The following is a 15490-nucleotide window of genomic DNA, read 5'->3' as shown; positions in this document are numbered from 1 at the left end:
CGCGGATTCGATCAGCGCGCGAAAGTGGCTGCCGCGCGGGGATTTCCGATGTAGGTGGACTCGCGGGGGATGGAGACCAGGGTCAGGGGGACCTCGGTGGTGCCGGTGCGCAGGATGATTCGGTTGCCGGCCGCGCCGGGTTGATGGATGGAGAGGTCGGGTTTGGCGCCGGGCCAGCCGAGTGGGTCGCCGGTGAGGTAGATCGTGGTGACGCCCGCGTGCGGGGCGGGTGCGAGCACGCCGTCGACGACGGTGGCGGTGAAATCGGCGTCGGACTGGTGGGTTTCGACCGCGACGGTGAGCCGTTCCGGATTGCCGATGGTGGTGACCAGCTGATGCCAGGCGTGCGGGCGGTCGGTGCGGATGAGGACGCGTTCGCCGACGGCCAGCGCCCGGAAGATCAACTGTTGCGCGAGATAGAGTTCGCCAGCCACGTAGACACTCGAAATGCCCTGACCGACAAGTCGAATGGCCACGCCATTGCCGTCCTCGTCGGACCCGAGCAACTGGCCGCAGCCCGCCGACGGCAGATGCAGGGCCGCGATGTCGGCGATATCGCGAACCTCGGTGGGGACGGTGTCGTCCAGCCCCGGCACCGCGAACGGCAGATGCGCCAGCAGTCCCTCGCGGTGGCGGCCGTTCATGGAGATCATGCGCTGCTGCACCGGCTCCTCGGGCAGCTCCCGGGTGGTGAGCCGCCAGGCCGCGCCGATGCGCACGGTGTCGGCGCTGCGACCCGGTCGCAGTCGCACGGCCACGGTGGTGCCGCGCGAGGCCGGAACCCACAGCTGGGCAAGCAGTTCCGAGGCCAGCTCCTCGGGATCCACCGCCGCGCCGATGTTCACGCTGTTGCCGAGTTCGGCATAGCGCCAATGCTGGGTCAGCTCACCGGGATCCACACCCGCGGTGACCTGTAGCGCCGCCTGCCGGATCTCGGGCGCGGTGAGCAGCCGGGCCGCGCAGTCGGCGTCCTCCAGGGTGCGCACGATGCGCTGGGTGGCGATGGTGACCGCCCGACACGCGCCCGCGAGCCCGCCCCCGCGCCGGGCCGCGGCGTCCGGGCAGGTGATCGGGTCGAAGGCGATGGCCAGCCACACCGTCCGGTGCGCGGTGGCGGGCAGCGGGCCGAGCAGCGATTCGTAGATCGCGCCCGCGGGCGTGCCGGAGCGACTGCGGAAGCCGTGCGAGACGATATCGATGCCCGACAGCAGAATGTCGTGCTGGCTCAGGCTTTTCGCGAGTTCGGGCAGCGGCAGCAGGTGGGTCGAGCGCACGGTGGCGCGGTCGAGCCGGGTCAATCCGCCCTTGGGCGCGAGCAGTTCCACGACGGCTACCACGCGGCTGCCGTCCCGGTAGAGGCCGAGTGAGCGGCCGTCGGGCGCACGGAAGTCGATGATGTCGGCGGGCGGGTGCGCGCGGCGGGCGCGGAAGCGGCCGCGGGTGGCGATCCAATCGGAAACTGTGCGTTTGCCGAGCGGCAGCAAAAGAACCAGACCGACCACTATGCCGAGGGCGAGCGCGCCCCACCAGACCAGGCCGCACACCATGGCGAACACCAGAACGACCAGTCCGGCGAGCTGGGCCCACACCAGGTTGGCGAACGAGATCCGACCGAGCAACGGCCGTACCGCCGTCGCCTCGGAATCGATCGTCATCGGCGTCCCCGTCCTCCCGATTTCGGCCGCGCGGGGCGGTCGAATGCGAATGAAGGTCCTGGTCACTGTACTGTGTTCGGCGAACGCAACGACCTCCCGGGACTTGGATGCCTTCGAAACCCACGACCCGATGGCAGGTGAGCGGCTACCGCTTCCTGGTCCGTCGCATGGAGCACGCCCTGGTCCGCAGGGACGTGCGAATGCTGCACGATCCCATGCGCTCACAGTCCCGCGCCATGACCGCCGGACTGATTCTCGCGTGTGTCGCGCTGGCGGGTTGCGGGATATTGGCTCTGCTGCGGCCGCAGGACAAGATCGGGTCCAACAAGATCCTCATCGGCAAGGACACCGGCGCGGTCTACGTGGTGCTCGACAATGTGGTGCACCCGGCGCTGAACATCGCCTCGGCGCGGCTGGCCGCGGGCGATGCCGCCAAGCCCGCGACGGTCAAGGAGTCCGAGCTGGCCAAGAAGCCGCGCGGGCAGCTGATCGGCATTCCGGGCGCGCCCGCCTCGCTGAACTTCACCGGCGGCGACGGCCGGACCTGGACGGTGTGCGACGCGCTGTCCAATGACGGCAGCCGCACCCTCACCACCTCGGTGCTGGTCGGGGATCTGACGTTGGCGGACAAGGCATCCGCGCTGCCCTCGGGCAAGGCGCTGCTGGTGCAGGGCAAGAACAACACCTATCTGGTCTACGACAATGAGCGCGCCCAAATCGATCTGAACGATCGCGCCGTGGTCGACGCCCTCGACCTGCGCGGGCAGACCCCGCGACCGATCAGCGAGGGCCTGCTCAATGCCATACCCGAGGTGCTGCCGCTGGTGGCACCGCGCATCGAGAATGCCGGGGCCGCACCGGGTTACCCGATCGGCGACCACAAGATCGGCGACGTGGTGCAGGTGCGCACCGACAGCAAGTACTACGTGGTGCTCGGCGACGGCCTGCAGCCGGTGTCGCCGCTGACCGCCGACATCATTCGCAATGCCTACCGGTCCGCGGCCGCCGACGACCACATCGCGCAGGCCGACCGCACCGGCGCGCCGGTGTCCGCGGCGCTACAGGTGTCGAAGTATCCGGACGCGGCCCCGACGCTGGTGGACGGCAAGGACCAGCCCATCGACTGCCTGTCCTGGCAGCCGCTGAGTTCGGCCGACACCTCCGACGGCAGCAAGCACGCCGAACTGACCGTGCTCACCGGGCACGCCGTCCCGATTCCCGACCGCGCCAAGCTGGTTCCGCTCGCCCAGGCCGACGGCAACGGGCCGAATGTGGACAGCTTCTATATGAAGCCGGGGGCGGGCGCGTACGTGCAGTCGACCGGCATCGAGCCCGACAGCCAGCGCCACGACAGCCTGTTCTTCGTCTCCGACTACGGCGTCCGCTTCGGCATCAAGAACCTCGACGCCGCCAAGGCGCTGGGCATGGACCCGGAGAAGGTGCGCCCGGAGCCCGCGCCCTGGCCGATCCTCGGATTGCTCGCGCCCGGACCGACTTTGAGCCGGGAGGCGGCCATGGTCGCCCACGACGGCGTGGCACCGGATCCCAGCCCGGCCAAGGAACCGGTGAAAACCCAAGCGCCCAGCGCCAACTGATACTCAGTCGTCGGTCTCGTGCGCACCGAACTTGCGGCGCAGAGGGAATGAGGCGAGGAAGCCGAGCAGCAGGAGTAGGGAGACGATGCCGGTGCCGATCAAGGCCACGTTGCGTGGCGTGTTGTTCGGCGCGGCAGGCGGCTTGGGGAGCGGCAGCTGTTGGTCGCGGGCAGCGGCGGGGAGCTTGGGCGGGAGTTCTGCCGGTACCTGGGCGGTGAGCGCGGCGACGGGATCGACTGTGCCGTAACCGATGTAGGGGTTCCAGCCCTCGCCCGGGGCGTGCGCGGTGGCCTCGATGCGTTTGATGACGTCGGCGGCGCGCAGGTCCGGGAAGCGGGAGCGCACCAGTGCGGCCACGCCGGAGACCTGGGGTGCGGCGAAACTCGTTCCGCTGTAAGGAACCACCTGACCCTGGTTGGTGACCTTGGCGGTGGTGAGCCCGGTATTGCGAGGGTCCAGGGAGATGATGTTCTCGCCCGGCGCGGCCACCCCCACCCACGGCCCGGGCACGGTGAACTTGGAGGGCTGGCCGAAGGCGTCCACCGAGCCCACCGACAGCACGTAGGCATCCCACCAGGCCGGCACCACATACGACGAGACCCGATTCCACGGATCCTCGTACGGGTGCAGCGGATCCAGGCCCGGGTTGCTGGCCTTGCAGGTGTCGGTATTGCCCGCCGACGCCACGATGACCACGTCCTTCACGTCGGCCGCGTACTGCACGGCCGCCCCCAGCGCACCCATGTCCGAGCTGGTGGGTTCGCTGGTGGGACAGGCGACCAGCGAGATATTGATGACCCGCGCGCCCGCGTCGGCGGCCCGCCGCACGGCCGAGGCCAGCGCGGAGATCTTGCCGTAGCCGTCGGGCATGTCGTCGGGGCCCTTCTCCCGGCCCGCGCCCTTGGTCTGATACAGCGCACTGGTCTGACGAATGGTCATGATGCGCGCCTCGGGTGCCACCCCGGCGAACCCCTGACCATCCACCTGCGTGGCCCCGATGAGGCCCGCCACGATGGTGCCGTGGGCATCGCAGTCCTCGGTGCCGTCCCCGCCCGCCGCGACGTAATCACCACCGGGAATCAGGCCCGGCAGTCGGGGATGCGGTGACACCCCGGTGTCGATGACGGCCACCAATTGTCCTGCGCCGCGGGCGAATTGCCAGGCGTCGGGCAGATCCAGGGTGCGCTGCGTCGGCGGGATGGTCGGCCCGTCACCACCGGCCTGGGTGCTGAAGCACGGCGAATTGGCCGGATGCTCGGTCTCGGTGGGCGGGACCGCGGGACCGCCCGGCGGCAGCAGGCCCGCGTCGATGGGCGGCGGTCGGTCGGCGGCGGACGTACCCGGCGCGGCACCGACTCCGAACGAAACACTCAGTGCCAGCACGGATATGGCGGTCGCCGTGCGGAGTCTGCGGGGTCCGCGGGCTCTCACAGTCCGCGGACCAGCGTGTAGAGATCGGTCACCCAGAACGCCAGCGGCACCACGGCGGCCACGAACGCGTACTCCAACAGCTCCACCGCGCGACGCATGGGCGGCGTCGCCTGCTGGCGCGGAACCAGGATGCCCAGCACCAGCGCCGCCGCGAAAAGCAGCAGTGCCACAGCAAAAATCGTGAGCGGCTGACGTTGGGTGAGGGCCGCGCCGATGAGCACCGACAGCACGATCGCGGTGCCGCCCGCGATGAGCACCACCGCCTGTTCCGCGCCCGCGTAGGTGCGGCTGCGGAACATGAGCACGACCGCGCACACCAGCGCGAACGCCAGACCCGGCCAGTACGGGCTGTCGGCGGTCGGGTCCACCGCGGCGACCGCGCCCGCCACGACCACCACGGTCGTGGCCGCGACCAGCCCCGCCAGATATTGGCGCGCGCGTTCGGATTTCAGGCGCAGCGCCTCCATGGTTGGCAGCGCGCGGTGATCGTCCGGATCGTCCTCGGTCGGATCGATCGGCGTGCCCGGGGCGGGGACCGGCGGCAGCGGCAACTTGGCCAGCAGCATGGAAAGCCTTGGGGCCAGCGACAATCCGGCCAGGCCCAGGGTGGCGACACCGCCGCCGATGGCGTGGGCGGACACCTCGGTCAGCAGACCCACCAGCGCGGCGGGAATCGCGTACACCGCCACCGTGGTCGCGCCGATGAACAGGCCCGGCCCGACGCCGCTCACCCGCCACACCAGAATCGCTGTCGCACCGGTCAACACCGCGCCGAGCAGGGCATTGGCCCAGCCGTAATGGCTCGGCACGTACAGCATGCCCGCGCTGAAGGCGGTCGGCAGCGCGCATCCGCCCAGCACCAGCGCGCTGGCGTGATCGTCGTACATGCGGGCGATCACCATGCTCGCGGTGACCAGCAGCAGCGTCACGAAGGTGGCCACGATGCCGCTCACCCAGCCGGGAATCGCGGTGGGCGCGGCCAGCAGGCCGAAGCAGCCGGTTGCCATGATGGCCACGGCCAGCACCGATCCGGTGAGCCGGGCCGTGCGCGGCGTCCAGCCCTGGAAATGGTCGGCGTCGGCAATGGCGACGTTGTACATGATGTCGTCGAACAGCGGGGTCGGCGCGATGTGCTCGGCGCTCTCCAGCATGAGCAGCTCCCCGTCCCGCACGTCCTGCTCGGCCAGGCTCAGGGAATTGGAGAAGGGCGGCTGCCCGATGCGGGCCAGCACCCACTCGTGCGGCTCGAACTGTTCGCCGTCGGTGTCGAAGTCATTGGCGCGATTGTGTTGATCGACCATGTCGACCACGCTCGGAATGACCAGCGCCACCGGCACATCCACGGGAATGGCCATATCGACCTGGGTGTGCTTGGCCAGAATGGTGACGCGCGCCAGATCGGGCGCGCGGACGGTGCCCGCCGAGTTGGGGCGGAGCGCGTCGAGATGGTCCGTACGCGAGTGCGTCACGCCCGCACTGTACGGCATGATGGTTGCCGTCCGTACACTCGGACCACATGTCCGACGGGATTCGGTGGTGATTGTCAGCAATGAGCACCGTACGGTTCCAGCGCAAGCCACGCCGGGAGATGCCCCGCTCGCCCGGCGGTGAGGTGACCCTGCAACCGCCGCCGGAGATCCCCCGGGCGGTGCCCGCCAATCTCTTCTCGAAGCTCATGCCCGTCGTGATGGGCGTCGGCATGCTCGGCATGGTCGCGCTCATGATCACCTCCGGCAGCGGCATCGCCACCAATCCGATGAGCCTCATGTTCCCGATGATGATGGTGTTTTCCATGGTCGGGATGTACGCGGGGCAGGGCGGCAAGGGGCAGAAGGCGGCCGAGGCCAATGAGGACCGCAAGGACTATCTGCGCTATCTCGATCAGGTTCGGCGCGATGTGGAGCAGACGGCGGGGCAGCAGCGGGCGGCCGTCGAATGGAGTCATCCCGAGCCCGGACTGATCTGGATGCTGGCGGGGACCACGCGGATGTGGGAGCGGCGGCCGGGGGACAAGGACTTCTGCCACGCCCGCATCGGGCTCGGTAGCCAGAGGCTTGCTACGAGACTGGTCGCCCCGGAAACTGGGCCCGTCGAGGAGCTCGAACCCATTGCCGCGGTCTCGCTGCGCCGGTTCGTGCGCACCCATTCGACGGTCCCGGATCTGCCCACCGCCATCGCCATCAAGGGCTTCGCCAGCGTCCAGCTGACCGGTGACCGGGCGCAGGCCCGCGAGATGACCCGGGCCATGCTGCTGCAACTGGCCATGTTCCAGGGCCCGGACCAGGTGCTGATCGCCGTGGTCTGCGGACCCGACACCGCGCGCGAATGGGAATGGACAAAATGGCTGCCGCACACCCAGCATCCGGAATCCCAGGACGGGGTGGGCAGCGGGCGCATGGTGTACGGGTCCATTCGTGAGGCGCACAGCGATCTGAATCCCCTGCTGTACAACCGGGTTCGATACTCGCGCAATCAACCGCCCAATCCGAATCTGATCCAGATCGTGCTGGTGGTGGACGGCGGGCTGCTCGAGGCCGAGGAAGATCCCTTGCGGGAGACCGGATTCGAGGGCGTCACCGTCATCGATCTGTGCGGGTACGCGCCCCGGCTGGCCGCCTCGCGGGGCATTCAGATGGTGGTGGAGAACGGGGAGTGCGCCGGGCGCGGGCCATCCGGGGTGATGGAGCGCTTCGCGGTGATCGACCGCATCACCGCCAAGGAGGCCGAGCAGGCGGCGCGGCGGCTCGCGCCCTACCGGGCCGCGGCCCAGCGCACCGCCGAGGCAACCGGCGAAGAGGGCGAGGTCATTTCGAGTTGGTCGCAGCTGTTGGCGCTGGGCGATATCGGGTCGTTCACGCCGGAGACCGCGTGGAAGCCGCGCTACGGCCGGGAACGGCTGCGGGTGCCGTTCGGCGTCGGGGCCGACGGGCTGCCGGTGGTGCTCGATATCAAGGAGGCGGCCGAGGGCGGCATGGGCCCGCATGGGCTGTGCATCGGCGCGACCGGCTCGGGTAAGTCGGAATTCCTTCGGACGCTGGTGCTTTCGCTCATCGCCACGCACTCGCCGGATCAGCTCAACTTCGTGCTGGTGGACTTCAAGGGCGGCGCGACCTTCCTCGGGCTCGAAGGCGTCGCGCATGTCGCGGCCATCATCACCAATCTCGAGGAGGAGGCCGACCTCGTCGACCGCATGCGTGACGCGCTGGCCGGGGAGATGAACCGCCGTCAGGAACTGCTGCGCGCGGCGGGCAATTTCGCCAATGTCTCCGAATACGAGAAGGCGCGGGCCGCGGGCGCGGATCTGGATCCCATGCCCGCGCTGTTCGTGGTGCTCGACGAATTCTCCGAATTGCTGTCGCAGCACCCGGATTTCGCGGAACTGTTCACCATGATCGGCCGCCTCGGACGGTCGCTGCACGTGCATCTGCTGCTGGCCTCGCAGCGGCTCGAGGAGGGGCGGCTCAAGGGGCTGGAGAGCCACCTGTCCTATCGGATCGGATTGAAGACCTTCTCCGCCAATGAATCCCGGCAGGTGCTGGGCGTGCCGGACGCCTACAACCTGCCGAACAATCCCGGCGGCGGGTATCTGAAATCGGATTCGGGGGAGATCCAACGGTTCCAATCCGCCTATGTGTCCGGGCCGTATCTCGGCGGCGGCTCGTATCGGGAGGTCACGGTGACCTCGCAGTCGGTCGAGATCGAGACGGTCGCGCGGCCGTTCACCGCCGGGCACGTGGAATTCCGGGCCTCCGACCGGATTCCGCCGCCGGTGGCGCCGGAACTCATCGAGGAGCCCTCGGATTCGGATCAGATCTCCAATCTGCAGATGCTGGTATCGCGGGTGCGCGGGCACGGCCGCCCCGCGCACGAGATCTGGCTGCCGCCGCTCGGCGAGCCGCCCACGCTGGACGAGCTGCTCCCGCACTCGATTCTCACCGGCGACTGGAATCCCGTTGCGGCCCTGCGGGCCCCGATCGGCATTGTGGACCGGCCCTACGATCAGCGCCGCGACCCCATGGTGGTGGACCTGTCCGGATCGCGCGGCAATGCGGCGGTGGTCGGCGGGCCGCAGTCCGGCAAGTCGACGGCGCTGCGCTCGCTGGTCATGGCGATGTCGTTGACGCACACCGCCGAACAGGTGCAGTTCTATCTGCTGGACTTCGGCGGCGGCACCATGGTCGGGCTGGAGGGGCTGCCGCACGTCGGCGCGGTCGCCAGCCGCATGGAAGAGGACAAGGTGCGGCGCACCGTGGCGGAGATGGTCGGCATCGTGCGACGGCGCGAGGCGAGCTTCCGGCAACTGGGCGTCGAATCCATGGCCGAATTCCGGCGACTGCGGGCCAGCGAGGCGGGCGGCGACACCGCGGCGGGGGTGCGGGAGGATCCGTTCGGCGACGTCTTCCTGGTGATCGACGGCTACGGCGCGTTCCGGCAGGAGTTCGAGCTGCTGGAGCAGACCGTCATGAACCTTGCGGTGCAGGGGCTTTCGTACGGCGTTCACGTGATCATGGCGCTCAACCGGTGGGCCGAGGCGAGGCCCGCGCTCAAGGATCAGATCGGCACGCGAATCGAACTGCGGCTCGGCGATCCGATGGACTCGGATCTGGGGCGCAAGTTCGCGGCGCTGGTTCCCATGGGCCGCCCGGGGCGCGGTATGACCGCCGACGGGCTGCACATGCTGACGGCCTTGCCGCGCGTGGACGGCAACTCGGATCCGACCAGCCTGGGAACCGGTGTGGCACAGGCCGTCTCGACGATCGCGCAGTTCACGCCGGGTCGCCCGGCCCCGCGGGTGCGAATGCTGCCGGAGCGGCTGCCCCGAGAAGAACTGCTGCACATGGCGAGTGACTGGCCCGCCGGGGTGGACCGCGCCAAGCCGTGCCTGAGCTTTCCGCTCGGCATCAACGAATCCGCCTTGGCCCCGGTCTATCTGGACCTGGGGGTCAGCCAGCACTTCGTCATCATCGGGGACTCGGAATGCGGCAAGACCACGGTGCTGCGTTCGCTGGTCCAATCCATTTGCGCGTCCAATACTCCCGACCAGGCTCGCATCATCATGGGCGACTACCGCCGCACCATGCTCGGCACCGTCCCCCAGGGCTACCTCGCGGGCTACGGCACCACCGCACCCCAGTTCACCCAGAACATGGCCGACCTGGCCGCCTACGTCACCCAGCGCATGCCCGGCCCGGATGTCACCCCGCAGCAGCTCAAGGACCGCTCCTGGTGGCGCGGTCCCGAGCTCTACGTCATCGTCGACGACTACGACCTGGTCGCCAATGCCAGCGGCAACCCCCTGCATGCCATGGTCGACCACCTCGCCCACGCCCGGGATCTTGGCTTCCACGTCATCCTGGCCCGCCGCTCCGGTGGGGCGGGCCGAGCCATGTACGAGGCCACCCTCAACCGCCTCAAGGAACTCAACTCCGCCTCCCTCGTCATGAGCTGTAGCCGAGACGAAGGCGTCCTCTTCGGCAACACCCGCCCCTCCCTGATGCCCCCCGGCCGCGGCACCTATGCGACCCGCGCGGGCGAGGAGCTGATTCAAACCGGCTGGATGCCTCCGGCCGAGACCTAGACCGTGAACGCGAGCGGGCCCCGGCAGTACTGCCGGGGCCCGCTCGCTATGAAGTTCTGGTCGACCTCAGAACAGGCCAGCGAGGGCGGTGTCCTTGGCCTGGAGCTCGGCGTTGCCGGTGCGGACCAAGGTGGCTGCGCCATTGAGGGTCGTGTTCAGCTGGAGGACGTGCTGATTCCACATGCGCTGGAGGTCGGCGAACGCGTCGTTGGCGTCACCCTTCCAGTTGTTCTGGACGAACTCCTCGACGCTGCGGTGGAAGGCCTCGAGCTGGTCGCGAATGACCTCCGCGCGGCGGATGATCGAGTTCGCGCCGTCGGCGACGCCTTCGAAGTGGGCGGAGATGATCTGGCCGTCGATTGCTGCCATGGTGAATTCCTTTGCCAAAGGTTCGAAAAGAGGGGAGGCCGGGGGACGGTTAGACGGCCGGGAGGTCGAGGCTCGACATCTGCGCGTTGACCTTGGACTGGTAGTCCTTGTCGTGCTCCTCGTAGTTGGAGCCGACCTTGATCAGCGTCTCGGCGGTGTGCATCAACTTGTCGTTGAGCTTGTCGGCCTGGAAGTAGTAGCGCTGCATGAACGCGTTGAACGCGTCGGCGGCGCCGCCCCGCCAGTTGGAGCCGGCGACCATGCTGTCCTCATCGCGCTTGAGATCGGCGATGGCGTGCATCAGCATGTCGTGCGTCTTCTGGAACTCCTGGGCCTTGGCCTGGATGAGCTCATTACTGGCTTCGAATGCACCGGCCACGGTGCCTCCTTTCGATTCGCGGGCGGACGACCTGTTCGCAGTGATTAGACGTAGGTCACGACCCGACGGTTCCACCCCTGATGTAGCTATTAGTCAGCACACTATCCAAGGATCGGTGCCCCTGACCAGTGCCAATCCGGTGAGGGTGAGAACCTCCACGCGAGAGGAAGCTCACAGAGCTGTTACCAGGTGCTATTCGCCATGAGCGCGTACTGCGCCGCCGCCCGCTGATAGACGTCGGAGAGCTGATCGGAATCCACGGTCGCCACGAAGCGTCGATAGGCGATTGCGCAGCGGTAGCGCTTCTTGTCATTGAGGGTGTCGGACTTGCCCTCACCGCACTGGGTGTCGGGCACCTTCGGCGGGGCGTCGACCGCGCCCGGGAAGGCGGTGCCCAGGCTCTCGGCGGCGAACCTACGGGCCGCCTCCGGATCGCGGGCCCGGAACAGCAGGCTCGGACCCTCGAAGGCCGAGCCGCTGAGCGCGAAGCGGTCCACGCCGCCGTCCGACACCAGTTGCCGCCAGCGGCTCTGGTCGTTCACCCGATGCAGGAAGCCGCGCTCGCCGGAGACGAATTCGCTGTCGTAGTCGGGTATGCCGAACCCGTTGGGGTTCAACACCTGTCGCAGCATGCCGTCCGGATCCCACTTCAGGCGCAGCATGCCCTCGCGATCCAGCGGCGGCAGCGCGTCCAACAACGGCAGCTGGGCGTCATAGATCTTCTGGGTGAGGTCGGTCAACGACGCGAGGTCCGGATCCTTGACCCCGACCATGGTATTGACGACGTAACTGTCATGTGCCAGAAACGATCCCAGGGTCGCGATGCCCGGCCGCCAATGACTATGGGCATCAGGGTATTTCGCGAGCGGGACCCGCTGGTTGAGATCCGCCGCGACCTGGAAGTCGACATCCTCGAGCTCGGCGGCCGCCTTGGTCGCCGTGGCCGCGTCCGGGAACTGCATGACCACGGTGAGCGTGTGCGCGCTGCCCGCCGCCAGATCGCCGTTCTGGTCCCTGGGCTTGTCGGCGCTGCCGGTGGCGAAGCCGAACAGCATGTGATCGGCCTCCAGCACCGGCTGCGAGACCTTGGCCAGAATGTGCGCGGCGTCCTCGGCCTTGTCGAATCCGTTCGATCCGGTGCCGTACTTCTGGCCCGGATCGATCTCCGGACCGGTCACCACCTGCCCGTCGAGCCGCATCTGGGCCAGCACCGCGCCGCTGAACAGGTCCGGGTAGTAGTGGTAACGGGTTTCCAGCGGATTGACCGGGTAATTGCCGACATCCAAAGTGCGGACATCGATTTCGCCGGGTAGTGCGGTTCCGTCCACATGCGTGCCGCATCCGGCCAACGCGGTGAGGCCGATGGCGATGGCGGCCAATCGAATTCGTCGTGACACCATGAGCTCCCCCCTCACTTCGCGTTGACCAGCATGGCGTACTGCGCGGATATGCGTTGCTGGGCGTCCAACAGCTGACCGGCCGACACCTCGGCGGCGTAGCGGTCGTGCCAGACGAAGCAGTAGTACGGCAGCGCGCCCGCCGTCGGCCCGGTGTACTTGCGGCACACCGCGTTCGGCAGATTCTGCGGCGACTCGGCGCGCACGTAGGTGCGGGTCAGGCGGCTGTGCTGGTCGACGATCTGCGCCGCACCGGCGGCATCGCGCGCGCGGTAGACGTAGTTGCCCTTCCACGCGACACGGTCCACGCCCGCCTCGTCGAAGAGCTTGATCTCGTCCTCGCCCTGCACCAGTTGCAGGCCGCCCTGTCGGTCGTAGACGCCGGGCATACCGGCCTCGGACGGATCGTCGACGACGGTGTACAGGGCGCGGCCGATGACGTTGTCCGGGTCGATGGGCAGGTCCGCCAGTTTGTCCTGCGGGGTGGCCGGGAACTTCGCGACCGCGGGGGCGATGGCGTCGATGCTGTGCTGCACGTGCGCAACCAGTTTGGGCAGGTCCCGGGTCTGCAGCACATCCATCACATTGTCGACGACGCGCGTGTAGACGACGTATCTGCCGGTCGCGTACCAGGATTGGAGATAACCGGCCGCGTAGTGGTCCGCATCGTCGGTCACGTAGGCGAAGGCCGCCGGGTACTTGTCGATCGATACCCGGTGGTGTTGCGGGTCGGCGTCCAGGTCGGCCTGCCCCAGCGCGGGCGCGGCCGCGGCCGCCGCCTGCTCATCGCTGAAGATGAGCACGACATTCTCGAGCTCATAGGACAGATTCGTTTCCTCGTCCGATTTCCCGGCGATCAGGAAGCCGGAGACGAAGCCCTGCGCGGCGGCGTTCATCGCGCCCGGGTCGGCCGTGATGCGCGACTTTACAGCCGCCGAGCCGAAGTCGATGAACGGTCGCACCGCGGTACCCCAGGGGTCGGCGGGATATTTCACCTCGGGCTCGATCTCCGAGGGCAGCGGGAGATAGTTCGCCAGTCGCTCGGCCTCGAGGATCTTCGCCTGGTCCAGATTGACCGCCTTGCCGTACTGCTTGGGCTTGGTCTCGAGGTTGCCGGTGTCCAGCTTGGACAGGTCGATGACCGGCTCGGTCGGCTGGGCCGGACCGGATGCGGAATCGGAGCCGCAGGCGGCGGCGCACACCACCGCCGTCACCGCGACCGCGGACACCGCCGTTCTTACGGCCGCGGGCATTGCCGTTCTTACGGCCGCGGGCATTGCCGTTCTTACGGCCGCGGGCATTGCCGCACGAATGAGCTTGCGCATGGTTCCCCCGGACTGACGATCTTTCGCGGGCAACCCTACTTGATCCGGTTGTGCAGCACCGGGACCAGCTTGTTCACCAGTGTCTGGGTGGAATCGGGGGTCCAGCCGCGCACGGCCGCTACCGCCGCCGCGTCGTCGAGCGGAATGACTATGGCCTTGGAACTGGTGATCTCGCTGGGCAGTCCGAGCAGGCCGCCGCCGCCCGCCTTCTCGTCGCTGCGCACCGCGATGATGTAGGAATCGTCGGGCACCTTCAGCGAACCCCAGCCGTCGGCGGGGCGCGGCGAGGTCTCGTCGCCGTTCGGCTGGTACTGGCTGTTGTAGACGAAACCGAGGCTCTCGAGGAACTTCGCCTGCTGGGTTCCGGCCAGATAGATGCTGTATTTGGTATTGAACTGCGCGCCGGTGACATCGACCATGGTGACGGTCTTGCCCGCGAAGGCGGGATTGTCCTTGCGCGCCTTGTCCACCGGGCTCAGATTGGCATCGGCCGCGGCCGTGACATTCGCGGATGTCGGGGCGGCACCGTGGTTTCCGTCGCCGCCGGTGGCCACGATGCCGATGCCCACCGCGAGCGCCACCGCCACGACAGCCGCGCCGACGCCGATGTACAACTTCGTGCGGTTGCGCGGCGGCCGCACCCCGGTGATGGGTTCGGTCGCGGAAGTCGGTACGCCGGTGTGGGTTTCGCCGCGCGGGGCGAACATGCCGGGCGGGGCCACCTGGATCGGATAGGTGGGCGAGGTGGTGGTGGACACCGGCATGTAGCCGGGCACCAGCGCCGCGGCGGCGGCCTCGGTGAAATCGCGGCACGAGTTGTAGCGCTCGGCCGGGTTCTTGGCCATGACCCGCGCGAACACCTGGTCCAGGGTCGCGGGCAGCTGCGGGTTGACGTCGGTGGCGCGCGGCGGCGGCTCGTGCAGATGGCCCATCATGACCAGCGCCGGTTGCGTTGCCGGATAAGGGTTTCGGCCGGTGAGCAGCTTGAAGAAGGCGCAGCCGAGGCTGTAGATATCGGCCCGGTTGTCCAGCGGCTGGCCGGACAGCTGCTCGGGCGGCGCGTAGGCGATGGTGGCCACGAAGCTGCCGGTCTGGGTGAGCTCGGTGGTGTCCTCGGTGGACTTGGCGACGCCGAAATCGGCGAGCAGGGCCCGCTCCTCCTCGCCGTCGGCGGCGCTGGAGAGCAGGAAGTTGGCGGGCTTCACATCGCGGTGCAGCAGGCCGCGCCGATGCGCGTAGTCCAGGCCGCGACCGATCTGGGTGACAATGGCCAGCGCGCGCAGCGGCGTCATCGCGGTGGGATCGTTCTTGAGCTCGGCCGAGGCGTCGGTGCCCTCGACGTACTGCATGGCGATCCAGAGCTGCCCGTTCTCCTCGCCGCGATTGTGGACGGCGACGATATTCGGGTGGTCCAGGCCCGCAACCACATTCGCCTCGCGCTCGAAGCGGCCCCGGAACTCCTGATTGGACGTGAGGTCGACCGAGAGCACCTTGAGCGCGTCCATGCGCGGCAGCTGCGGGTGTTTGGCCAGGTAGACGGTGCCCATGCCACCGGATCCGAGCACGCGGACAATCCGATAGCCGCCGACGATGGTGCCTGGACTCATCGCCATGAAACGAACTCCTGGAAAGTTTGGGCGGGGCAGCGGTGCATGCCGGAGCATACTGGACCGTCGCGGGCTCGGCGGGGCCCGAAGTCGGTGGGCACGTAACCTGGGTGCTGTGTTGAACAACCCCTGCCGTGCGCTGCTCGGGGGTCGG

The 15490-nt window shown here is 68.3% G+C and carries 10 protein-coding genes; 2 read left to right on the top strand and 8 right to left on the bottom strand.

Features of this window, described 5'->3' with window-relative positions:
• Positions 1–11 precede the first annotated feature (11 nt).
• Positions 12–1655 carry a type VII secretion protein EccE gene (gene eccE, locus VMT65_RS18145; protein WP_326309459.1) on the bottom strand — a complete coding sequence of 548 codons (1644 nt, stop codon included), beginning with the start codon at positions 1653–1655 and terminating at the stop codon, positions 12–14.
• Positions 1656–1762: 107 nt separating this feature from the next.
• On the opposite strand from eccE, the gene eccB reads away from it, so the two are divergent.
• Positions 1763–3250: a type VII secretion protein EccB gene (eccB, locus tag VMT65_RS18140; protein WP_326309458.1), complete on the top strand. Its 1488-nt coding sequence runs from the start codon at positions 1763–1765 to the stop codon at positions 3248–3250.
• Positions 3251–3253: 3 nt separating this feature from the next.
• Here eccB and mycP read toward each other — a convergent pair whose 3' ends face one another.
• Complete coding sequence (gene mycP, locus VMT65_RS18135; protein WP_326310292.1) at positions 3254–4630, bottom strand: type VII secretion-associated serine protease mycosin; 1377 nt, start codon at positions 4628–4630, stop codon at positions 3254–3256.
• Positions 4631–4677: 47 nt separating this feature from the next.
• On the bottom strand, positions 4678–6150 hold the full coding sequence (eccD, locus tag VMT65_RS18130; RefSeq protein WP_326309457.1) for a type VII secretion integral membrane protein EccD: 1473 nt from the start codon (positions 6148–6150) through the stop codon (positions 4678–4680).
• Between the two features lie 80 nt (positions 6151–6230).
• Between eccD and eccCa the strand changes: the two genes are divergently transcribed.
• Positions 6231–10259 carry a type VII secretion protein EccCa gene (gene eccCa, locus VMT65_RS18125; RefSeq protein WP_326309456.1) on the top strand — a complete coding sequence of 1343 codons (4029 nt, stop codon included), beginning with the start codon at positions 6231–6233 and terminating at the stop codon, positions 10257–10259.
• A 66-nt stretch (positions 10260–10325) separates the two neighbouring features.
• On the opposite strand, the gene VMT65_RS18120 is transcribed toward eccCa, so the two are convergent.
• The 5 genes from VMT65_RS18120 to VMT65_RS18100 form a co-directional block, all read right to left on the bottom strand.
• Positions 10326–10628 carry a WXG100 family type VII secretion target gene (locus VMT65_RS18120; protein ID WP_326309455.1) on the bottom strand — a complete coding sequence of 101 codons (303 nt, stop codon included), beginning with the start codon at positions 10626–10628 and terminating at the stop codon, positions 10326–10328.
• Positions 10629–10677: 49 nt separating this feature from the next.
• Positions 10678–11007: a WXG100 family type VII secretion target gene (locus VMT65_RS18115; protein ID WP_326309454.1), complete on the bottom strand. Its 330-nt coding sequence runs from the start codon at positions 11005–11007 to the stop codon at positions 10678–10680.
• Between the two features lie 182 nt (positions 11008–11189).
• Positions 11190–12404, bottom strand: coding sequence for a DUF7373 family lipoprotein (locus VMT65_RS18110; protein ID WP_326309453.1), 1215 nt, complete (start codon positions 12402–12404; stop codon positions 11190–11192).
• A 14-nt stretch (positions 12405–12418) separates the two neighbouring features.
• Positions 12419–13729 carry a DUF7373 family lipoprotein gene (locus tag VMT65_RS18105; RefSeq protein WP_326309452.1) on the bottom strand — a complete coding sequence of 437 codons (1311 nt, stop codon included), beginning with the start codon at positions 13727–13729 and terminating at the stop codon, positions 12419–12421.
• A 35-nt stretch (positions 13730–13764) separates the two neighbouring features.
• Positions 13765–15342: a serine/threonine-protein kinase gene (locus VMT65_RS18100; protein WP_326309451.1), complete on the bottom strand. Its 1578-nt coding sequence runs from the start codon at positions 15340–15342 to the stop codon at positions 13765–13767.
• Positions 15343–15490: the final 148 nt, after the last annotated feature.

It is taken from the genome of Nocardia sp. CDC153, from assembly GCF_035818515.1.
GTDB lineage: Bacteria > Actinomycetota > Actinomycetes > Mycobacteriales > Mycobacteriaceae > Nocardia.
Note: the sequence above shows the minus strand (reverse complement) of the source record. Positions and strands in the feature narration are given on the sequence as shown.